The following is a 20,628-nucleotide window of genomic DNA, read 5'->3' as shown; positions in this document are numbered from 1 at the left end:
CGAAGCTCGCTCTCGTCAGCGAGTACGGCAATTCGGTCAGCCTGCTCCTCTACCTGGCCAGTCTTCTCCATGACGCCATCGATGACCTGCATAAGCTCAACGATCGCCGGCTTTGGGGACGCATCGCGATGCGGTCAACCTGTTCATTACCATGCATCATGCTGCATGAACTTGCACTCGCGAGTCGTCCTTGTTAATCTCCTCTGCATAGTCATGCGGAGGTGAGTATGGGGATCCGAGTCGCGGTTGCCGGTGCGAGCGGCTACGCCGGGGGCGAGCTGCTGCGCCTGGTCGCCGGGCACCCGGAGTTCGAGCTGGTGGCCGCCACCGCCCACAGCCAGGCCGGGCACCGCGTCGACGTGGTCCATCCGCAGCTCACCGGGCTCGACCTGGTGCTCGGTGGGACCGACCCGTCCACCCTCGCCGACGCCGACCTGGTCTTCCTGGCCCTGCCGCACGGCGAGTCGGCGGCCCTCGCGGCCCACCTCGCGCCCAACGTGCGCATCGTCGACCTGGGCGCCGACCACCGGCTCGCCGACCCGTACGCCTGGGCGCAGTACTACGGCGGCACCCACGCCGGGCAGTGGACCTACGGCCTGCCCGAGCTGCCCGGCCAGCGGGAGCTGATCGCCAACTCGACCCGGGTGGCGAACACCGGCTGCTACGCGGCGGCGATCACCCTGGCGCTCGCGCCGCTGATCGCGGCCGGCGCGGCGGACCCCGCCGACGTGGTGGTGGTGGCCGCCTCCGGCACGTCCGGCGCCGGCCGATCGACCAAGGCGCACCTGCTGGCCAGCGAGGTGATGGGCGACCTGTCGCCGTACCGGGTCGGCACCCACCAGCACGTGCCGGAGATCAAGCAGGCCACCGGGGCGACCGGCCTGTCGTTCACCCCGGTCCTCGCGCCGATGCCACGCGGCATCCTGGCCACGGTCACCGCGCGGCCGGCGCGTGGCGTCGACCCGCAGGAGGTGCTGGCGCAGGCGTACGCGGACGCGCCGTTCGTGCACGTGCTGCCGGAGGGCCGCTGGCCGCACACGGCCGCCACGCTGGGCTCCAACTCGTGTCACCTGCAGGCCACCGTCGACGTCGACTCGGGTCGGCTGATCGTGCTCAGCGCGTTGGACAACCTGGGCAAGGGCGCGGCCGGGCAGGCCGTCCAGAACGCCAATCTCATGGTCGGCCTGCCGGAGACGACGGGCCTGTCCAGCTGGGGAGTCGCACCATGAGCGTCACCACCCCTCGGGGGTTCCGGGCGGCCGGGGTGGCCGCCGGGCTGAAGACCAGTGGCGGCGCGGACGTCGCGCTGGTGGTCAACGACGGCCCGGACGCCGGTGTCGCCGGTGTCTTCACCACCAACCGCGTCAAGGCCGCGCCGGTGCTCTGGACGCAGCAGGTCGTGCAGGGTGGTGTGGTCCGCGCGGTGGTGCTCAACTCCGGTGGCGCCAACGCGTGCACCGGCCCGGCCGGATTCCAGGACACGCACGCCACCGCCGAGCACACGGCCGCCGCGTTGACCTCGGTAAGCCCGCGGCTGATCCTCGGTGCCGGTGAGGTGGCGGTCTGCTCCACCGGCCTGATCGGTGAGCGGCTGCCGATGCCGAAGCTGCTGCCCGGGGTCCGCTCGGCGATCCGGGGGCTCTCCCGCGACGGCGGTCAGGCGGCCGCCGAGGCCATCATGACCACCGACACCCGGCCGAAGACCACGGTGGCTCGGGGCAGCGGCTGGACGGTCGGCGGCATGGCCAAGGGCGCCGGGATGCTCGCGCCGGGGATGGCCACCATGCTCTGCGTGCTGACCACGGACGCGGTGGCCGGGCCGGCCGCGTTGGACGAGGCGCTGCGCGCGGCGACCCGGGTGAGCTTCGACCGGGTCGACTCCGACGGCTGCATGTCCACCAACGACACGGTGCTGCTGCTGTCCAGTGGCGCGAGCGGCATCGAGCCGACCCCGGCCGAGTTGGCCGCCGCGGTCACCGTTGCCTGTCACGACCTGGCCCAGCAGTTGGTCGCCGACGCCGAGGGCGCCACCAAGCAGATCGCCATCGACGTGGTCGGCGCCGCCGACGAGGACGACGCCGTCGAGGTGGGCCGCGCGGTCGCCCGCAACAACCTGGTCAAGACCGCGTTGTTCGGCAACGACCCGAACTGGGGCCGGATCCTCGCCGCGGTCGGCACCACGGCTGCCGCGTTCGAGCCGGACGAGGTGGATGTGGCGGTCAACGGGGTGTGGGTGTGTCGGGGTGGCGCGGCCGCCGAGGACCGGTCGAAGGTCGACCTCGCCGGGCGGGACGTGACCATCCGGATCGATCTGCACGCCGGCGGCTCGGCCGCGACGATCTGGACCAACGACCTGTCTCACGCGTACGTGCACGAGAACTCGGCGTATTCGACATGAGCCTCAGCACCGATCTCAGCCGTGCCCAGGTCAAGGCCGAGACACTGATCGAGGCGTTGCCGTGGCTGGCGCGTTTCTCCGGCTCCACGGTGGTGGTCAAGTACGGCGGCAACGCCATGACCGACCCGGAGTTGCAGCGGGCGTTCGCCGCCGACATGGTCTTTCTGCGCTACGCCGGTCTCAAGCCCGTGGTGGTGCACGGCGGTGGCCCGCAGATCTCGGCCATGCTGGGCCGGCTCGGCATTGCCAGCGAGTTCCGGGGCGGTCTGCGGGTGACCACCGCCGAGGCGATGGACGTGGTCCGGATGGTGCTGGTCGGGCAGGTGGGCCGGGAACTGGTCGGGTTGATCAACTCGCACGGCCCGTTCGCCGTCGGTCTCTCCGGCGAGGACGCCCGGCTGTTCACCGCGGTGCGCCGCCCGGCGTACGTGGACGGGCAACCCGTGGACGTCGGCCAGGTCGGCGACGTCGAGTCGGTCGACGTGTCGGCGGTGACCGACCTGATCGATGCCGGCCGGATTCCGGTGATCTCCACGGTCGCGCCGGACGCCGACGGTGTCCTGCACAATCTCAACGCGGACACCGCCGCGGCGGCGCTGGCCATCGCGTTGGAGGCGCGCAAGCTCGTCGTGCTCACCGACGTGGCCGGCCTGTACGCCGACTGGCCGGACACGACCAGCCTGGTCTCCGAGATCACCGCGGACGACCTGGCCAAGCTGTTGCCCAGCCTCGAGTCGGGGATGGTGCCCAAGATGGAGGCCTGCCTGCGGGCGGTGCGTGGGGGAGTGCCCGCCGCACACGTCGTCGACGGTCGGGTGGCGCACTCCACGTTGCTCGAGGTGTTCACCTCGGAAGGGTTCGGAACGATGGTGATCGGGTCATGAGCGCCCTCGTGCAGCGTTGGGGTCAGACCATGATGGACAACTACGGCACGCCGCCGCTGGCCCTGGTGTCCGGCTCCGGTGCCGTCGTGGTCGACGACGCCGGCCGGGAGTACCTGGACCTGGTGGGCGGCATCGCGGTGAACGCCCTCGGGCACGCCCACCCGGCTGTGGTGGCCGCCGTGTCGAAGCAGGTCGCCACCCTCGGGCACGTCTCCAACCTCTACGTGGCCGAACCGCCGGTCGCCCTGGCCGAGCTGCTGCTGGCCCTCGCCGGCCGGCCCGGCCGGGTCTTCTTCGCCAATTCCGGCGCGGAGGCGAACGAGGCGGCGTTCAAGCTGTCCCGGCGCACCGGGCGCAGCCACGTGGTCGCCACCGTGGGCGGCTTCCACGGCCGCACCATGGGCGCTCTCGCGCTGACCGGCCAGCCGGCCAAGGCCGACCCGTTCCGCCCGCTGCCGGGTGAGGTGACCCACGTCGCGTACGGCGACGTCGCCGCGCTGGAGGCGGCGGTGACCGACGCGACCGCCATGGTGATCCTGGAGCCGATCCAGGGCGAGAACGGTGTGGTGGTCCCACCGGCGGGCTATCTGGCCGCGGCGCGGCGGATCACCGCCCGGCACGGCGCGCTGCTGGTGCTCGACGAGGTGCAGACCGGCATCGGCCGTACCGGGCACTGGTTCGCGCACCAGGCCGAGGGTGTGGAGCCGGACGTGGTCACGCTGGCCAAGGGGCTCGGCGGCGGGCTGCCCATCGGTGCCACGCTGGCCTTCGGCCGGGCCGCCGACCTGCTCACTCCCGGCTCGCACGGCACCACCTTCGGCGGTAACCCGGTGAGCTGCGCGGCGGCGCTCGCCGTGGTGGCGACCATCGCCAACGAGGGGCTGCTGGATCACGTCAAGCGGGTCGGCGAGCGGCTGCGTCGCGGGATCGAGGCGCTCGGCCATCCGCTGATCGGTGGCGTACGCGGTGCCGGGCTGCTGCTCGGCGTGACGCTCACCGCGCCGGTGGCGACGGTCCTCGCCGAGGCACTGCGGGAGGCCGGCTTCCTGGTCAACCCGGTGCAGCCGGGTGTGCTGCGGCTCGCCCCGCCGCTGATCCTCAGCGTGGACCAGGCGGACGCCTTCCTCGCCGCTCTCCCCGCCGCCCTGGCCGCGGCAGCCCCGGCCGCCGCCGGAACCGACGCGGATCGTGGCGGGAAAACGCCCCTTCGAGGGCCGGACCCTTCCACGATCTCGACGCCGACGCCGACGCCGATGCCGACGCCGACGACCACGACCACGACCACGACGGGGACGACCGCATGATCCGGCACTTCCTGCGCGACGACGACCTCTCGCCCGCCGAACAGTCCACGGTGCTCGACCTGGCGGAGCGGATGAAGGCCGACCGGTTCGGTCACCAGCCCCTCGCAGGCCCCCGCTCGGTCGCGGTGCTCTTCGACAAGCAGAGCCTGCGGACCCGGATCTCCTTCGACGCCGGGATCGCCGAGCTGGGCGGGCACCCGCTGGTCGTGGACACCCAGGTCACCCACTTCGGCCGCGGTGAGACGCTCGCGGACGCCGGGCGGGTGCTGTCCCGCTACGTCGCGGCCATCGTGTTGCGGACCCACGGCGACGACCGGATCGCCGAGGTGGCGGGCGGCGCCAGCGTGCCGGTGATCAACGCGCTCACCGACGGTTTCCACCCCTGCCAACTGCTGGCCGACCTGCTCACCATCCGGGAGCGGTTCGGCGGTACCGCCGGGCGCACCCTCACCTACGTGGGCGACGGCGCGAACAACATGGCGCAGTCGTACCTACTGGCCGGCGCGACGGCCGGGATGCACGTGCGGATCGCCGGGCCGGCCGGTTTCGCACCGGACGCGGCCGTGGTGGATCGGGCGGCCCGGATCGCCGCCGACACCGGCGGGTCGGTACGGGTGCTCACCGACCCGGCGCAGGCGGCCCGCGACGCCGACGTGCTGGCCACCGACACGTGGACGTCGATGGGCCAGGAGGCCGACGGTCTGGACCGGGTCACGCCGTTCCTGCCGTACCAGGTGAACAAGGAACTGCTCGGTCAGGCCGCACCGGACGCGATCGTGCTGCACTGCCTGCCCGCGCACCGCGGCGAGGAGATCACCGACGAGGTGCTCGACGGCCCGCAGAGCGCGGTCTTCGACCAGGCGGAGAACCGGCTGCACGCCCAGAAGGCGTTGCTGACGTTCCTGCTGGCCGCCACCGGGACGCCACGATGACCGCCCCGCTGACCCGCGCCGCCCGGCACGCCCGGATCGTGGAGCTGATCCGGGACCGGGCCGTGCGGTCGCAGACCGAACTGGCCGACCTGCTCGCCGCCGACGGCGTCGGCGTCACCCAGGCCACCCTCTCCCGGGATCTGGAGGAGCTGGGCGCGGTCAAGGTGCGCGGCGGCGACGGCCCAGCCGTCTACCTGATCCCCGAGGACGGCCACCGGCCGCTGCGCGACGCCGAGGCCGCACCGGCCCGGCTGGTACGGCTGCTGCGTGAACTGCTCAACGGGGTGGACTCCAGCGGCAACATCGCCGTGCTGCGTACCCCGCCGGGCGCAGCCCAGTACCTGGCCAGCGCGTTGGACCGGGCGGGCCTGCCCGAGATCGTCGGCACCATCGCCGGCGACGACACCATCCTGGTGGTGGCCCGCGAGTCCGTCGGCGGCGCCGCACTCGGAGACAAGCTCGCCGGCTGGGCCCGCCGGGAAGACACCGTTGAAGGGAACACCACACCATGACCGAGCGGGTCGTTCTGGCGTACTCCGGAGGGTTGGACACCTCCGTCGCCATCCCCTACCTGGCCGAGCAGACCGGCGCCGAGGTGATCGCGGTGGCCGTCGACGTCGGGCAGGGCGGCGAGGACCTCGACGCCATCCGACAGCGCGCCCTGGACTGCGGCGCCGCCGAGTCCGAGGTGGTCGACGCCCGCGACGAGTTCGCCGCCGACTACTGCCTGCCGGCGGTCCGGGCCAACGCCCTCTACATGGACCGCTACCCGCTGGTGTCGGCGCTGTCCCGGCCGCTGATCGTCAAGCACCTGGTGGCGGCGGCGCGTCAGCACGGCGGCACGATCGTCTCGCACGGCTGCACCGGCAAGGGCAACGACCAGGTCCGCTTCGAGGTGGGCCTGAACGCGCTCGCCCCCGACCTGAAGATCATCGCGCCGGCCCGGAACTTCGCGTGGACGCGGGACAAGGCGATCGCCTTCGCCGAGGAGAAGGGGCTGCCGATCGACGTGTCGGCGAAGTCGCCGTACTCCATCGACCAGAACCTGTGGGGTCGTGCCGTGGAGACGGGCTTCCTGGAGGACATCTGGAACGCCCCGATCGAGGACATCTACTCGTACACCGTCGACCCGGCGCAGGACCGCGACGCCGACGAGGTCGTGATCACCTTCGACGCCGGCGTGCCGGTGGCGATCGACGGTGAGACGGTCACCCCGTACCAGGCGATCCTGGAGCTGAACCGGCGCGCGGGCGCGCAGGGCGTCGGCCGGCTCGACATGGTCGAGGACCGCCTCGTCGGAATCAAGAGCCGCGAGGTGTACGAGGCGCCCGGTGCGATCGCGCTGATCACCGCCCACCAGGAGCTGGAGGCGGTGACCGTGGAACGGGACCTGGCCCGGTTCAAGAGGGGCGTGGACCAGCGCTGGGGTGAGCTGGTGTACGACGGCCTGTGGTTCTCCCCGTTGAAGGACTCGCTGGACGCGTTCATCGACGACGCGCAGCGGTACGTGAGCGGTGAGGTGCGGCTGACCCTGCACGGCGGCCGCGTCACCGTCACCGGTCGGCGCTCCGAGGCGAGCCTGTACGACTTCGGGCTGGCCACCTACGACACCGGCGACACGTTCGACCAGTCCCTGGCCAAGGGCTTCGTGCAACTGTGGGGCCTGCCGAGTCGGATGGCCGCCGCGCGGGACGCCCGGCTGGGCGGTGGCGGACAGTGACACGCGCGAGCGCGAGGAGTGAGCGAGCGCAGCGAGTGAGCCCCGCAGTCGCGAGCGAAAGGCGAGCAGAGCAATGATGGGCGGCGTGGACGACAAGAGCCTCACCGAGAACAGCGCCGGCACCAACCGGACGAGCCTGTGGGGTGGCCGGTTCGCCGGCGGCCCCGCCGAGGCGCTCGCCCGCCTGTCGGTGAGCGTCCAGTTCGACTGGCGCCTGGCCCCGTACGACATCGCCGGTTCCCGGGCGCACGCCCGGGTCCTCGCCGGCGCCGGCCTGCTCGACCCCGAAGAGCTGGGCCGGATCCTGGCCGCGCTCGACGACCTGGAGGCGGCCTGCGCCTCCGGGGCGTTCCGCCCGACCATCGACGACGAGGACGTGCACACCGCGTTGGAGCGGGGGCTGCTGGAGCGGCTCGGCAGCCTCGGCGGCAAGCTGCGCGCCGGCCGGTCCCGCAACGACCAGGTCGCCACCGACCTGCGGCTCTACCTGCGCGACCACGCGCGGGGTGTGGCCAGCCGGCTCGTGGAACTGGCCGAGGCGCTGGTCGAGCAGGCCGAGCGGCACATCGACACCGCCGCGCCCGGCATGACGCACCTGCAGCACGCCCAGCCGGTCACTTTCGGGCACTGGCTGCTCGCCCACGTGCAGCCACTGCTGCGTGACCTGGAACGGCTGCGCGACTGGGACCACCGGGCCGCGGTCAGCCCACTCGGCGCGGGTGCTCTCGCCGGTTCCGGGCTTCCACTGGATCCGGTGGCCGTCGCCAAGGAGCTGGGTTTCCGGACGTCGTTCGCCAACTCGATGGACGCAGTCGCCGACCGGGACTTCGTGGCGGAGTTCCTCTTCACCACCGCCCTGATCGGGGTGCACCTGTCCCGTCTCGGCGAGGAGGTGGTGCTCTGGACGTCGCACGAGTTCGGCTGGGTGGAGCTGGACGACGCGTTCGCCACCGGGTCGTCGATCATGCCGCAGAAGAAGAACGCGGACATCGCCGAGCTGGCCCGGGGCAAGTCCGGCCGGCTCGTCGGCGGCCTGATGACCGTGCTGACCATGCTCAAGGGCCTGCCGATGACCTACGACCGGGACATGCAGGAGGACAAGGAGCCCGCGTTCGACGCGGTCGACACCCTGGAGCTGCTGCTGCCGGCCCTGGCGGGGATGATCTCCACGATGACGGTCCGGGTGGACCGGCTCGTCGCCGCCGCGCCGGTCGGTTTCTCCCTCGCCACCGAGGTCGCCGACTGGCTGGTCCGGCGCAACGTGCCGTTCCGCGACGCGCACGAGATCACCGGTCGGCTGGTGGCGCTGTGCGCGGCTCGGGAATGCGAGCTGGAGGACGTCTCCGACGCCGACCTGGCCGCGGTCAGCGAGCACCTCGACCCGTCGGTGCGCGACGTGCTCTCGGTCCGCTCGGCTCTCGCGGCCCGGACCACCCCCGGCTCGACCGGCCCCGGCCCGGTCGCCGACCAGCTCGCCGCCGCCGCGGACCGGCTGGCCGGCTGGCGGGAGTGGGCAACCGAGCGGGTCGTACCCCGCTGATCTCACCGTGGCGCCGGCGCGGACCGCCGGCGCCACGGCCGGTTCAGGCCGCCGGACGCTCCCGCCTGGGTAGCTTCGCCACCACCATGTCGTACGACCCGTCGACCGCCTCGGTCAGCTCGTCGGCGTCGATCCCACCGTCCATGCGCAGCGTGTTCCACCCGGACCGGCCGATGTAGGCCATCACCCGGGCGTCGTCGGGGTGGCGGTGCAGCCACTCGTCGGCGATCTCGCGGGTCGGGCCGCACTTGATGCCGACGGTGGGTCTGCCGTCGCCGTTGCCGAGGAACGCGAAGATCCGGCTGCCCACCTTCACCACCTCGTCGCCCTCCCATGGCCGGTCCAGCCACGCTCCCGGCTTGGCCAGGCAGTACGCCAGCATCTCCGCGCGTTCCATGCGTCGCCTCCTCGTCGTGCGCACAGTCTGCCCGCCCGAGCGCCGTCGCAGGCGCGGCGTGCCGATCCGGGTGCCGGCTCGCACTCTCAGCCCGCCTCGCCGCGCCGGGCAAGATCGTGCTCGATCCAGGATCCTGTGGCATCCGCCGAGGTTGAGGCCACTACTTACCTGTCTGAGCACGATCGTGCACCGACGAGCGCGGTCGTCAGTCAGCCTGCTCGGCCGAGCGGGCGGCGACCCGTTCGTAGCGCTGTCGGGCCGCCTGGGCGCTGCCCAGCCCCAGCCCGTACGCGATGGACTGCCAGGTCAGCCCCCGGTCGCGGGCCAGCGTCAACAGGCCCGCCTCCAGCGCGTCCAGCTCGGAGCGCACGTGCGGCAGCAGGGTCAGCGCGGCGGTGAGGTCGGCGCCGTCGACCGGCTCCTCCCCGGTCTCCCGCTCGGCTCCGCCGGCAGCCAGGGCGGTGACCAGGGCCACCGCCTCCCACGGGTCCAGCACGTACGGGTGGGCCCAGCGCCCGCGCCGCGCGTCGGAGCCGGCGTGCCGCTCGCTGATCCGTTGCAGCGCCTCGTGGGTGCGGTGCGCGCGGGCCCGGGCCGGGTCCGGCGGGTTGAACAGGTCCTCCGTGGTCATGGTCCGAGCAAAGCGCATCAACGGATGCTTGTCAACATTTCGTTGAAGCGTGGCAGCACGGGTGTGCCGTGCCGCCACGCCACGATTCAGAGCGCCAGCTGGAAGCTGTGCTCGCGGTGAGGGAGTTGCACAGCGCGTCGCAGGAGTTGCCGGTCACGACGCCGAACGCCACGCCGGGAGCGAACGGGAGCTCGATCGCGGTCACCGCGATCCGCACCTTCTGGGTGGTCGCGTCGCAGGGCACCTTCCGGGTGGTCGTGCCGGTCCGCACCGACTCCCCGATCGCCTGGGCGACCTTCACCGTCAGGTCGACCTGCGTCGGCTGCGAACAGGTCAGGCTGACCGGAACGAAGACCGCCGCACCGTTGGCGTCGATCTTGCCAGTGCCCCCGAGTGCGACAGCGGTCAGCGGGGCGCCGTCGGTCAGGGCAGCCGCCCGCAGCGGGGCGTTGGCGCTCGCGGACGGGGCGAAGGCGAGCGTGGCACCGGCAGCGATCAGGCCGATGGTGACCAGGGGCCGACGGATGCTTCGTACGGTCATGATGGCTCCTCTTCGAATGTGCCGCCGCGCCGTGCGACGACACCGGATACACCCCTGGACCACCGGACGCGTTTCGCCGCGTGGACGTCCAACTGGTGAACGCTGGAGGCAGCACGGGTGGCCGGTGCGATCCGTCAGCGGAATGGCCGGGTGCAGGGCTGGGTACCGTTCGGGACATGGAGCTCGCGCCGAACGACCGCGGCGCCGACGCCGGCCTGGCGGCGTTGGCTGACCTGCTCGCCGGCCCACCGCTGCCGGCCGCGCGGGGCCTGCTGGGCTGCCGGCTGCACGCCGGCGGGGTCACTGTCCGGATCACCGAGGCCGAGGCGTACGCGGGCACGGCTGGCGATCCGGCCTCGCACGCCCACCGGGGCCGCACCCCGCGCAACGCCGTGATGTTCGGCCCCGCCGGGCACGCCTACGTCTACTTCACCTACGGCATGCACTGGTGCATGAACGTGGTCACCGGGGCCGAGGGAGAGGCCGCCGCCGTGTTGCTGCGCGCCGGTGAGGTCGTCGACGGGCTGGCCACCGCACGGGAGCGCCGACCGGCCATCCGGCGGGACGTGGATCTGGCCCGGGGGCCGGCCCGGCTTTGCGCCACGCTCGGCATCGACCGCGCGGCGTACGGCGGGTACCTGCTCGGCGACGGCCCGGTCCGGTTGCGCCCGCCGGCCCGGCCGGTGCCGCCGGAGGCGGTGGTGGCGGGTCCTCGGGTCGGCGTGACCGGCGCGCACGACCTGCCCTGGCGGTTCTGGCTCGACGGCGATCCGACGGTCAGCGCGTACCGCCGGCACGTCCCCCGCGTCCGGCGCTGATCGCGGCGCCCGGCGTGTGCGCGGCGACGTCTGTCGGGGGGAGTGGCCATAATCACCGCACCTGCTCACCGACGGTTCGGAGGACGTCATGGCGACGCTGCTCGCGATTGGTACGGCCAAGGGGTTGTTTCTCGCCACCAGCGCCGACGACCGGCGCAGCTGGGAGATCACCGGCCCGCACTTCCCGATGACCGGTGTCTACGCGGTCGCGGTCGACACCCGGCGTGCCACGCCGCGACTGCTCGTGGGGATGACCAGTTCCCACTTCGGGCCCAGCGTCGCCACCAGTGACGACCTCGGCGCCTCGTGGGACGAGCCCGACCAGGCGCCGGTCGCGTTTCCGGCCGACACCGGGGCGAGCCTCGGGCGGGTCTGGCAGTTGACGCCGGCCGGCCCGGACGAGCCGGACGTCGTCTGGGCCGGCACCGAGCCCTCGGCGCTGTTCCGTTCCACCGACGGTGGCCGGAGCTTCGAACTGGTCCGCTCGCTCTGGGACCACCCGCACCGCCCGCGGTGGGAGGCCGGGTTCGGCGGCCAGGCCGTGCACACCGTGCTGCCCCACCCGCACGACCCGGCCCGCGTGCTGGTCGCGATGTCCACCGGTGGCGTCTACCGCTCGGAGGACGCGGGGGCGAGTTGGGCACCGGGCAACACCGGCATCCGCGCCTACTTCCTGCCCGACGAGTGGCCGGAGTTCGGCCAGTGCGTGCACAAGGTCGCCCGCGACTCCGGCAACCCGGACCGGCTGTACGCGCAGAACCACCACGGCGTCTACCGCTCCGACGACGACGGCCGCACCTGGTCCTCGATCGCCGACGGGCTGCCCAGCGACTTCGGGTTCCCGATGGTCGCCCACCCCTCGCGGGCCGGCATGGTGTGGGCGTTTCCGCTGGTGGCCGACGGCGAGAGGTTCCCTGCCGACCACCGCTGCCGGGTGTTCCGCTCCGCCGACGCCGGCGGCAAGTGGGAGTCGCTGTCGGTGGGGCTGCCCGAGGGTCCTTTCTACCCGGCGGTGCTGCGCGACGCGATGTGCGCCGACGACTCCACCCCGGGCGGGGTCTACTTCGGCACCCGCTCCGGCGAGGTCTACGCGAGCCGCGACGAGGGCGACTCCTGGTCGCTGGTGGCCGCGCACCTGCCCGACGTGCTCTGCGTCCGCGCCGCGGCGGTCTGACGTGGTCACCGTGCTGCTGCCCGGCCCGCTGCGGGGCGACGCCGGTGGTGCCAGCCGGCTGAGCGTCTCCGCCGTCGGCACGCTGCGGGCGGTCCTCGACGAGCTGGCCGTTGCGCATCCGCGGCTGGCCCGGCGGCTCCGCGACGAGCGCGGCGAGCTTCGTCGCTACGTCAACGTCTACGTCGACGGCGAGGACTGCCGGCACTCGGGCGGGCTGGCGACGCCGGTCGGTGTGGGCGCCGAGGTGCAGGTCCTGCCGTCGGTGGCGGGCGGCTGAGCCGACCGCGGAGGCCCGATAACCCGCCGGATGTCCGGTTATCGGGCGTGACCGGTGCCACTCCGAGATACGCCGCCCACGGAATAGTTGCGTCGTCAAATAAGTTGTGAGCTGCGTCCGGGTACCAGGGCGGCACCCGGTTGACACGCGAGGAGCTGGTCATGCAGTTCGGAGTCTTCACCGTCGGCGACGTCACGGTCGACCCGACCACCGGTCGGGAGCCGACCGAGCATGAGCGGATCAAGGCGATGGTCACCATCGCGTTGAAGGCCGAGGAGGTCGGCCTGGACGTCTTCGCCGCGGGCGAGCACCACAACCCACCGTTCGTGCCGTCGTCGCCGACCACCATGCTCGGCCACATCGCGGCACGCACCGAGCGGCTGCTGCTGTCCACCTCGACCACGCTGATCACCACCAACGACCCGGTGAAGATCGCCGAGGACTACGCGATGCTCCAGCACCTGTCCGACGGCCGGGTGGACCTCATGATGGGCCGCGGCAACACCGGCCCGGTGTACCCGTGGTTCGGCAAGGACATCCGCGCCGGCATCCCCCTCGCGATCGAGAACTACGACCTGCTGCACCGGCTGTGGAGCGAGGACGTGGTCGACTGGAAGGGCAAGTACCGCACCCCGCTGCAGTCGTTCACCTCGACGCCGCGCCCGCTCGACGGGGTGCCCCCGTTCGTCTGGCACGGCTCCATCCGCAGCCCGGAGATCGCCGAGCAGGCCGCCTACTACGGTGACGGCTTCTTCGCCAACCACATCTTCTGGCCCAAGGAGCACACCCAGCGGATGGTCGGCCTCTACCGCGAGCGGTACGCGCACTACGGCCACGGCACCGCCGACCAGGCCATCGTCGGCCTCGGTGGGCAGGTGTTCATGCGGCGCAACTCGCAGGACGCGATCCGGGAGTTCCGGCCGTACTTCGACAACGCCCCGGTCTACGGCCACGGGCCGTCGATGGAGGAGTTCACCCGGGAGACGCCGCTGACCGTGGGCAGCCCGCAGCAGGTCATCGACCGCACGCTCGGCTTCCGCGAGTACGTCGGTGACTACCAGCGCCAGCTGTTCCTGATCGACCACGCGGGGCTGCCCCTGAAGACCGTGCTGGAGCAGCTCGACCTGCTCGGCGAGGAGGTCGTGCCGGTGCTGCGCAAGGAGTTCGAGTCGCTGCGCCCCGCGCACGTGCCGCAGGCGCCCACCCACGCCTCGCTGGTCGCCGCCGCCGGCGGTGCCAAGGACAGCACCGTGCACGCCGTGGACGACGTGACGGGCAGGGCACCGGAGGGGGCGACCCGATGACCCGCCGCACCCTGGCCGTGGTCTCGGCGGGGCTGAGTCAGCCCTCGTCGACCCGGCTGCTCGCCGACCAGCTCGCCGGGGCGACCCGCGACGAGCTGGCCCGGCGGGGCCACGAGGTGGAGCTGCACGTCGTCGACCTGCGGGAGTACGCCCACGACGTGGTGAACAACATGCTCACCGGGTTCCCGCCGACCGCGCTGAAGGAGGCCATCGACGCGGTGACCGGGGCGGACGGCATCATCGCCGTCACGCCGATCTTCAGCGCGTCGTACAACGGGCTGTTCAAGTCCTTCTTCGACGTGCTGGACTCGGGGTCGCTGGTCGACCGGCCGGTGCTGATCGGGGCCACCGGCGGCACCGCCCGGCACTCCCTGGCCCTGGAGCACGCCGCCCGCCCGATGTTCAGCTACCTGCGGGCGGTGGTGGTCCCCACCGCGGTCTTCGCCGCACCCGAGGACTGGTCGGACGGCACCGCCGACGGCGCGTTGCGGGGTCGGATCCGGCGCGCCGCCGGGGAGCTGGCCGACCAGGTCGAGCGTCGGCCGCCGGCCAGCGGTCCCGCCGACCCGTTCGCCCTCACCACCGACTTCCTGCAGATGCTCGGCCGCGGCGGCGACACCCCGGTCAGCTGACCGGGTGGGCGACCAGCACCGGGCAGTGTGCGTGGTGGATGACGGCCTGACTGACCGAGCCGAGCAGCAGCCCGGCGAATCCGGCCCGGCCCCGGGTGCCGACGACCAGCAGCGACGCCGTACCGCTGGCCTCGATGAGCGCCTGGGCCGGGCCGACCCCACGAACCGGATGTTCCCGTACCACCAGGCCGGCATGCTCGGCCCGGACGGCGGCGGACGCGTCGGCGAGCAACCGCACCGCCTCGGCCTGGTACGCGGCCTGCGACTCCTCGATCTCCTCCGGCACCGGCCGGTCGGTGTCCGGTGGGCCGACGTGCACCAGCACCAGCGGCACGGCGCGTAGCGCGGCCTCGTGCGCGCCCTGCTCCGCGGCGAGCCGGGACGACTCTGACCCGTCCACACCGACCAGCACGGGTGCGTCCACGCCGATGGGCTGCTCGGCCGGGCGGACCACCAGCACGGGGCAGTGCGCGTGCGCGGCGACCTGCGCGCCCACCGAGCCGAGCAGCAACCCGGCGAACCCGCCCAGCCCACGGCTGCCCATGACGACGAGGTCGGCCCGGCGGGACTCTTCGACCAAGGTGGCGCCGGGGCCGCCGGCGACCTGGCGTACCTCGACGGTGAGGCCGGGCCAGCGGTCGCTGAGGTCGGCCGCGGCGCGTTCCAACATCTTCTGCGCCTCCTCGGAGGGCGCCGGCACCCCGAGGTCGTACGGGTTGAGCGGCACGCCGTAGCCGAGCGGGTGCAGGTAGCCGTGCACCAGCAGCAACGGGCGCGACCGGAGCAGGGCGGCGTGGGCCGCGTGTTCGGCGGCGACGAGGCTGGACGGCGATCCGTCGACACCCACCACGACAGGTCGGTTCATCGGCACTCCCTGGGTCGGTCAGGTCATTGTCGGCGCAGCCGCCGTACAAGGCCGGCATTTGCCGGTACGCGCCGCGGTGCGCCGCACGGACCTCTCCGTCTGTTCGTACCGATGTGTCGGGGTGCTGTCGGCAGGGCCGGACGCCACGGTCGGCGGGCCGGAGGTCCCGCGTTGTCACAGCCGGGACGTACCCTCACGCGATGACTTCCGACGTGCTGCTCCGCCCGGTGCGCGAGGACGACCTCGTGGAGTTCTTCCTGCATCAGCAGGACCCGGAGGCCAACCGGATGGCCGCCTTCGTCGCCAAGGACCCGTCCGACCACCGCGAGTTCGCCCGGCACTGGGCGCGGGTGCTCACCAACCCGGCGAACCTGGTCCGCACCATCGAGGTCGACGGCGAGGTGGTCGGCTACGTCAGCTCCTTCCCGGTCGACGAGCAGACCGAGGTCAGCTACTGGATCGACCCGGCCCGCTGGGGCCGCGGTCACGCCACCGCGGCCCTGACCGCCCTGCTGCGCGAGCTGCCCCGGCCCGTGCACGCCCGCGCCGCCAAGGACAACGCCGCCTCCCTCGCGGTGCTGCGCAAGTGCGGGTTCGTCGTGGTCGGCGAGGATTCGGGGTACGCCAACGGCCGCGGCGCCGACGTGCAGGAGTGGCTGCTGGAGCTGCCCGCCGACGCCCCTGACCTGGGCGGGCACTAGTCTCGCGGGGTGAACTGGTTGGATCTCGTCGGCTGGGCCGGCTCCGCGGTGCTGGTCTGGTCGCTGCTGCAGTCGCGCGTTCTGCGGCTGCGCGCGATCAACCTCGTCGGCTGCGTCGTCCTGATCGGCTACAACGCCGCGCTCGCGGTCTGGCCCATGGTCGGGCTCAACATCGTGCTCGCGGTGATCAACATCTGGTATCTGCGCGGCATGCTCGCCACCCGGCACGACGAGAAGACCTACCAGGTGGTCGAGGTCGGCGTCGATGACCAGTTCCTGGCGCACACCCTGCGGGTGCACGCTCCGGACATCAGCCGCTTCAACCCCGACTTCCGATGGGCGTCGGACACCGCCGACCGATCCGCCTTCCTGGTGGTCACGGCCGACGAGGTCGTCGGGGTGGTGCTCTCGCACGCCGAGCCGCGCGGGGTCGCCCAGATCGACCTGGACTACGTCACCCCGAAGTTCCGCGACTTCACCCCCGGCGAGTTCGTCTACCGGCGCAGCCGCCTCTTCACCGGACGCGGCTTCCACCGGGTCGTCAGCCCACCCGGCATGGTCGCCCCCTACTACCACCGGCTCGGGTTCCGCCCCGAGGGCGGCTCGTACGTCCTCGACCTGCCCGCGCCGGCGACCACCGATCCGGCGTAGCGTCACCCCGGCAGGATTCGGTCGACGCCGTACGGGGCACAGAAGCGCGTACGCCGGGCGGGCCAGCCGACCGGCGGGCGCCGCGCGTACCGGCCGGCGCCACCACCGCAGAGGGAGCGAACCGGGCGTGCAGAGCTACGGGAGCCAACTGGCCCTGGTCGGAATCCTGGTCGTCATCAACGCGCTCTTCGCCGGCAGTGAGATGGCGTTGGTGTCGCTGCGGGACAGCCAGATCCAACGGTTGGAACGCACCAGCCGGGCCGGACGGGTGCTGGCCCGGCTCGCCAAGGACCCGAACCGCTTCCTCGCCACCATCCAGATCGGCATCACCCTGGCCGGCTTCCTGGCCTCCGCCGCGGCGGCGGTCTCCCTGGCCAAACCTCTCGTGCCGCTGCTCGGGGTGTTCGGGAACGCCGCCGAGACGGTGGCCATCGTGGTGGTCACCCTCGCGTTGACCTTCGTCACCCTGGTCTTCGGCGAACTGGCCCCCAAGCGGATCGCCATGCAGTCCGCCGAGCGGTGGGCGCTGCTGGTGGCCCGCCCGCTCGACCTGCTCGCCAGCCTCACCCGCCCGGCCGTCTGGGCGCTCGGCGCCACCAGTGACCTGGTCGTCCGCCTGGTCGGGCTGAACCCCAAGCACCAGCCGGAGGAGATCGGCCCGGACGAGCTGCGCGACATCGTCGCCGGCAACCACGGCTTCACCAAGGAGCAGCGCACCATCATCGCCGGCGCCGTGGAGATCGCCGACCGGCGGTTGCGGGCTGTGCTCGTACCCCGGTTGCAGGTCTTCACGCTCGACAGCGGGACCACCGCGGAGGCCGCGCGGCTCGTGCTGGCCGCCACCGGGCACTCCCGGGCGCCGGTGGTGCGCCACGGCGGCCTGGACGACACCGCCGGTGTGATCCACCTGCGTGACCTGGTGGGCGTGCCCGACGACCGGCCGGTCGACGAGATCGCCCGCCCGCCGATGCTGCTGCCTGACTCCCTGCCGGTGGTGGACGCGCTGCGCCAGTTCAAGGCCGAGCGCCAGCACATCGCGCTGGTCGTGGACGAACGCGGCGCCGTCGACGGCATCGTGACTCTGGAGGACATCCTGGAGGAGATCGTCGGGGAGATCTACGACGAGACCGACCGGGACGTGAGCTCGGTGCGTCGCGAGCCGGACGGCGCGATGGTGCTGCCCGGCACCTTCCCGGTGCACGACCTGCCGGACATCGGCGTCGAGCTGCCCTCGCGCCCGGCCGGCGACTACACCACCGTCGCCGGGCTGGTGCTGGCCCGCCTCGGGCACATCCCCACCGTCGCCGGGGAGGACGTGACCCTGGACGGCTGGGAGCTGATGGTCACCGGCATCGACCACCGGGCCATCACGGAGGTACGGCTGAGCCGGGTGCCCGACGAGGCGGAGGCCGAGCCCGACGTCGAGCCGGTGCTGGACGACGCCCGTAGCTGACCCTCGGGTGTCGCCCGCTCAGTCGCGGGAGAGGTTCTGCAGACGCACCTGTCCGCGGGCGACCAGCCGCTCGTCGGCGTCGGTGATCTCCACCTGCCAGAGCTGCTGGCTGCGCCCCCGGTGCACCGGAGTGCCAACCGCGCTCAGCTCGCCGTCGCGGACGGCCCGCAGGAAGTCGGTCTGGTTCGACACCCCGACGACCGTTCCCCGGTCGGCCAGCCAGAGCGAACCACCCACGCTGGCCGCGGTCTCCACCACCGAGCAGTACACCCCGCCGTGCTGGATGCCGAACGGCTGGTGCAGCTCCGGGCGGACCCGCCACGTGATGACCACCCGGTCGGCGGTCGCCTCCTCGAACGTCAGGCCGAGCAGGGCGACGAACCCACCCGTCAGATCCGGCATCTCCACGGCGAAACCCTCCTCGATCAACGGGGCGCAAGCCTAACCGGGGCGGGTTGCGCCAAACCCGGTACGGGTCGGCACCGGCGATGGGGGAGAATCGGTGACCGTGACCGACAGCAGCCCCCCGCCGCCCGGGCGGGACTCCCTGACCGACGACCTGCTCTGGCGTGGCCTGATCCAGGACTCGACCGGCCTCGACGAGCTGCGCGAGCTGCTCGACGGTGGGAGCGCCGCCACCTATTACGTGGGTTTCGACCCGACCGCGCCGAGCCTGCACGTCGGCAACCTCATGCAGGTCCTCATGGCCCGCCGGCTGCAACTCGCCGGCCACCGCCCGTTGCTGCTGGTCGGCGGGGCGACCGGGCAGATCGGTGACCCGAAGGAGAGCGCCGAACGGACGCTCAACCCGCCCGACGTGATCGCCGGCTGGGTCAGCCGCATCCGTGACCAGCTCGCGCCCTTCGTGTCGTACACCGGTGAGAACGCGGCCCAGCTGGTCAACAACCTCGAGTGGACCGGCGAGATGTCGATCATCGAGTTCCTCCGCGACGTGGGCAAGCACTTCCCGGTCAACAAGATGCTGGCCCGGGAGGTGGTGCGGGCCCGGCTGGAGACGGGCATCAGCTACACCGAGTTCAGCTACCAGCTGTTGCAGGCCAACGACTTCTTCGAGCTGCACCGTCGGCACGGCTGTCAGCTCCAGTTCGGTGGCTCCGACCAGTGGGGCAACATCACCGCCGGCGTCGACTACGTCCGCCGGCGAGGCGCGGGGCCGGTGCAGGCGTTCACCACGCCTCTGGTCACCAAGGCCGACGGTACGAAGTTCGGCAAGAGCGAGGGCGGCGCCGTCTGGCTCGACCCCACGATGACCAGCCCGTACGCGTTCTACCAGTTCTGGCTCAACGTGGACGACCGGGAGGTCGACCGCTACCTGCGGTACTTCAGCTTCCGTAGCCGCGACGAGCTGGAGGAGCTGGCGAAGGCCACCGCCGAGCGGCCGGCCGCCCGGCTGGCCCAGCGGGCGCTCGCCGAGGAGCTCACCACGTTGGTGCACGGCCCCGAGGAGGCCCGGCAGGCGGTCGCCGCCAGCCAGGCGTTGTTCGGCAGGGGTTCGCTCGACGAGCTGGCCCCGGAGACGCTGCGCGCCGCCCTGACCGAGGCGGGCCTGGTCCGCCTCACCGGCGAGCTGCCCGACGTGGCCGGGCTCCTGCGGGACTCCGGGCTCGCGACCGGCCTCAAGGAGGCGCGTCGGGTGATCGCCGAAGGCGGCGCGTACGTCAACAACGACCGGGTGACCGAGGTCGACGCGACGGTGTCCCCGGCCGATCTGCTGCACGGGCGATACCTGGTGCTGCGCCGGGGCAAGCGCTCGTTTGCGGGCGTTGAGCTGGGTGAATAGCCAACCGTCGACAATGTGACGGGGGACGCGTCCGGCGGATTTGACGATCACTCCGCCGGACGCGTAACTTTCTCTCTGCCAGCGCGGAACGGACGAAACAGGCGAAAGCCGAAAGCGGCCGGAGCGCGGCGAAGGCCTCGGGGTCGGGCGGCTTGCCCACCGGACCCCGGACCGGGAGGTGCCACCAGAAACGCCGCGAGGCGGATTTGGTGCGGCGAAACCGACCGGGTATGGTTGGCAATCGGCAGGGCACCGGGCGAGCTCGCGGGAAACCGCGACGGCCGGCCTGCCAAATCCGTGACGAGAGCGGCGTGAGCCGGTCGAGACATGGTGCCCGCATTACCGGATGAAGCATGACGAACCGCGAAACACCGGTTTGACACAGCGGAAACGAGCGGGTAACGTAGTGAAAGTGCCTGGCGCTGGAAAGCGCCGGGACGCAGAGCGGAAAAGCCCCGAAACGGGTTCCACGGAATGTGGGGCTTCTGATCGGTGTGTGGTTGTTCTTTGAGAACTCAACAGGGTGCTTGTAAAGCCAGTGCCAATTATGATTTATACCCCGGACTGGTCAGGCTTCGGTTTGGCTGGTTGGGATTCCTTTGGCA

The 20,628-nt window shown here is 72.2% G+C and carries 22 protein-coding genes; 17 read left to right on the top strand and 5 right to left on the bottom strand.

What is annotated here, in order from left to right; genetic code table 11:
• Positions 1–227 precede the first annotated feature (227 nt).
• From argC to argH, 8 genes are all read left to right on the top strand, one after another.
• On the top strand, positions 228–1,229 hold the full coding sequence (gene argC / locus O7620_RS12105) for an N-acetyl-gamma-glutamyl-phosphate reductase (protein ID WP_278123108.1): 1,002 nt from the start codon (positions 228–230) through the stop codon (positions 1,227–1,229).
• Positions 1,226–2,398 (top strand): bifunctional glutamate N-acetyltransferase/amino-acid acetyltransferase ArgJ, encoded by a 1,173-nt coding sequence (argJ, locus tag O7620_RS12100; RefSeq protein ID WP_278123107.1) that lies wholly within the window; start codon positions 1,226–1,228, stop codon positions 2,396–2,398. The genes argC and argJ overlap by 4 nt, the downstream gene beginning before the upstream one ends.
• Positions 2,395–3,282, top strand: coding sequence for an acetylglutamate kinase (gene argB / locus O7620_RS12095; protein ID WP_151487751.1), 888 nt, complete (start codon positions 2,395–2,397; stop codon positions 3,280–3,282). Before argJ ends, argB begins: the two co-directional genes overlap by 4 nt.
• A complete protein-coding gene (locus O7620_RS12090) occupies positions 3,279–4,586 on the top strand; it encodes an acetylornithine transaminase (protein WP_278123106.1) in 1,308 nt (435 codons plus the stop codon). The genes argB and O7620_RS12090 overlap by 4 nt, the downstream gene beginning before the upstream one ends.
• Positions 4,583–5,518: an ornithine carbamoyltransferase gene (gene argF / locus O7620_RS12085; RefSeq protein WP_278123105.1), complete on the top strand. Its 936-nt coding sequence runs from the start codon at positions 4,583–4,585 to the stop codon at positions 5,516–5,518. The genes O7620_RS12090 and argF overlap by 4 nt, the downstream gene beginning before the upstream one ends.
• The gene (locus tag O7620_RS12080; RefSeq protein ID WP_151487749.1) at positions 5,515–6,030 is read left to right on the top strand and encodes an arginine repressor; all 516 of its coding nucleotides are present in this window, start codon (positions 5,515–5,517) and stop codon (positions 6,028–6,030) included. Before argF ends, O7620_RS12080 begins: the two co-directional genes overlap by 4 nt.
• Positions 6,027–7,238, top strand: a complete 1,212-nt coding sequence (locus O7620_RS12075; protein WP_278123104.1) for an argininosuccinate synthase — start codon at positions 6,027–6,029, stop codon at positions 7,236–7,238. Before O7620_RS12080 ends, O7620_RS12075 begins: the two co-directional genes overlap by 4 nt.
• Before the next feature lie 76 nt (positions 7,239–7,314).
• On the top strand, positions 7,315–8,778 hold the full coding sequence (gene argH, locus O7620_RS12070; RefSeq protein ID WP_151487747.1) for an argininosuccinate lyase: 1,464 nt from the start codon (positions 7,315–7,317) through the stop codon (positions 8,776–8,778).
• Positions 8,779–8,821: 43 nt separating this feature from the next.
• Here argH and O7620_RS12065 read toward each other — a convergent pair whose 3' ends face one another.
• The 3 genes from O7620_RS12065 to O7620_RS12055 form a co-directional block, all read right to left on the bottom strand.
• On the bottom strand, positions 8,822–9,175 hold the full coding sequence (locus O7620_RS12065) for an MmcQ/YjbR family DNA-binding protein (protein ID WP_278123103.1): 354 nt from the start codon (positions 9,173–9,175) through the stop codon (positions 8,822–8,824).
• A gap of 205 nt (positions 9,176–9,380) precedes the next feature.
• A complete protein-coding gene (locus O7620_RS12060; protein ID WP_151487745.1) occupies positions 9,381–9,806 on the bottom strand; it encodes a DNA-binding protein in 426 nt (141 codons plus the stop codon).
• A 31-nt stretch (positions 9,807–9,837) separates the two neighbouring features.
• A complete protein-coding gene (locus O7620_RS12055; RefSeq protein ID WP_278123102.1) occupies positions 9,838–10,347 on the bottom strand; it encodes a hypothetical protein in 510 nt (169 codons plus the stop codon).
• Between the two features lie 176 nt (positions 10,348–10,523).
• Here O7620_RS12055 and O7620_RS12050 point away from each other — a divergent pair, with 176 nt between their 5' ends.
• From O7620_RS12050 to O7620_RS12030, 5 genes are all read left to right on the top strand, one after another.
• Positions 10,524–11,165 carry a DNA-3-methyladenine glycosylase gene (locus O7620_RS12050; RefSeq protein WP_278123101.1) on the top strand — a complete coding sequence of 214 codons (642 nt, stop codon included), beginning with the start codon at positions 10,524–10,526 and terminating at the stop codon, positions 11,163–11,165.
• 88 nt (positions 11,166–11,253) lie between these two features.
• A complete protein-coding gene (locus tag O7620_RS12045; protein ID WP_278123100.1) occupies positions 11,254–12,339 on the top strand; it encodes an exo-alpha-sialidase in 1,086 nt (361 codons plus the stop codon).
• A gap of 1 nt (position 12,340) precedes the next feature.
• Positions 12,341–12,616, top strand: a complete 276-nt coding sequence (locus tag O7620_RS12040) for a MoaD/ThiS family protein (protein ID WP_151487741.1) — start codon at positions 12,341–12,343, stop codon at positions 12,614–12,616.
• A 161-nt stretch (positions 12,617–12,777) separates the two neighbouring features.
• Positions 12,778–13,920, top strand: coding sequence for an LLM class flavin-dependent oxidoreductase (locus O7620_RS12035; protein WP_278123099.1), 1,143 nt, complete (start codon positions 12,778–12,780; stop codon positions 13,918–13,920).
• Positions 13,917–14,552 carry an FMN reductase gene (locus O7620_RS12030; RefSeq protein ID WP_151487739.1) on the top strand — a complete coding sequence of 212 codons (636 nt, stop codon included), beginning with the start codon at positions 13,917–13,919 and terminating at the stop codon, positions 14,550–14,552. The genes O7620_RS12035 and O7620_RS12030 overlap by 4 nt, the downstream gene beginning before the upstream one ends.
• On the opposite strand, the gene O7620_RS12025 is transcribed toward O7620_RS12030, so the two are convergent.
• Positions 14,545–15,423, bottom strand: coding sequence for a universal stress protein (locus tag O7620_RS12025; RefSeq protein ID WP_278123098.1), 879 nt, complete (start codon positions 15,421–15,423; stop codon positions 14,545–14,547). The two genes, O7620_RS12030 and O7620_RS12025, sit on opposite strands and share 8 nt — an antisense overlap.
• Before the next feature lie 194 nt (positions 15,424–15,617).
• Between O7620_RS12025 and O7620_RS12020 the strand changes: the two genes are divergently transcribed.
• From O7620_RS12020 to O7620_RS12010, 3 genes are all read left to right on the top strand, one after another.
• Complete coding sequence (locus O7620_RS12020) at positions 15,618–16,118, top strand: GNAT family N-acetyltransferase (protein WP_278123097.1); 501 nt, start codon at positions 15,618–15,620, stop codon at positions 16,116–16,118.
• A 9-nt stretch (positions 16,119–16,127) separates the two neighbouring features.
• Positions 16,128–16,769: a hypothetical protein gene (locus O7620_RS12015; RefSeq protein WP_278123096.1), complete on the top strand. Its 642-nt coding sequence runs from the start codon at positions 16,128–16,130 to the stop codon at positions 16,767–16,769.
• Positions 16,770–16,896: 127 nt separating this feature from the next.
• Positions 16,897–18,222, top strand: coding sequence for a hemolysin family protein (locus tag O7620_RS12010; protein WP_151487735.1), 1,326 nt, complete (start codon positions 16,897–16,899; stop codon positions 18,220–18,222).
• 18 nt (positions 18,223–18,240) lie between these two features.
• On the opposite strand, the gene O7620_RS12005 is transcribed toward O7620_RS12010, so the two are convergent.
• Positions 18,241–18,624, bottom strand: a complete 384-nt coding sequence (locus tag O7620_RS12005; protein ID WP_192580100.1) for a PaaI family thioesterase — start codon at positions 18,622–18,624, stop codon at positions 18,241–18,243.
• A gap of 106 nt (positions 18,625–18,730) precedes the next feature.
• Here O7620_RS12005 and tyrS point away from each other — a divergent pair, with 106 nt between their 5' ends.
• A complete protein-coding gene (gene tyrS, locus O7620_RS12000; protein ID WP_278126970.1) occupies positions 18,731–20,023 on the top strand; it encodes a tyrosine--tRNA ligase in 1,293 nt (430 codons plus the stop codon).
• Positions 20,024–20,628 lie beyond the last annotated feature (605 nt).

Source organism: Micromonospora sp. WMMD710 (assembly GCF_029626045.1).
Classification (GTDB): Bacteria; Actinomycetota; Actinomycetes; order Mycobacteriales; family Micromonosporaceae; genus Micromonospora.
The sequence above is the reverse complement of the archived record's forward strand: the minus strand, read 5'-3'. Positions and strand labels throughout refer to the sequence as shown.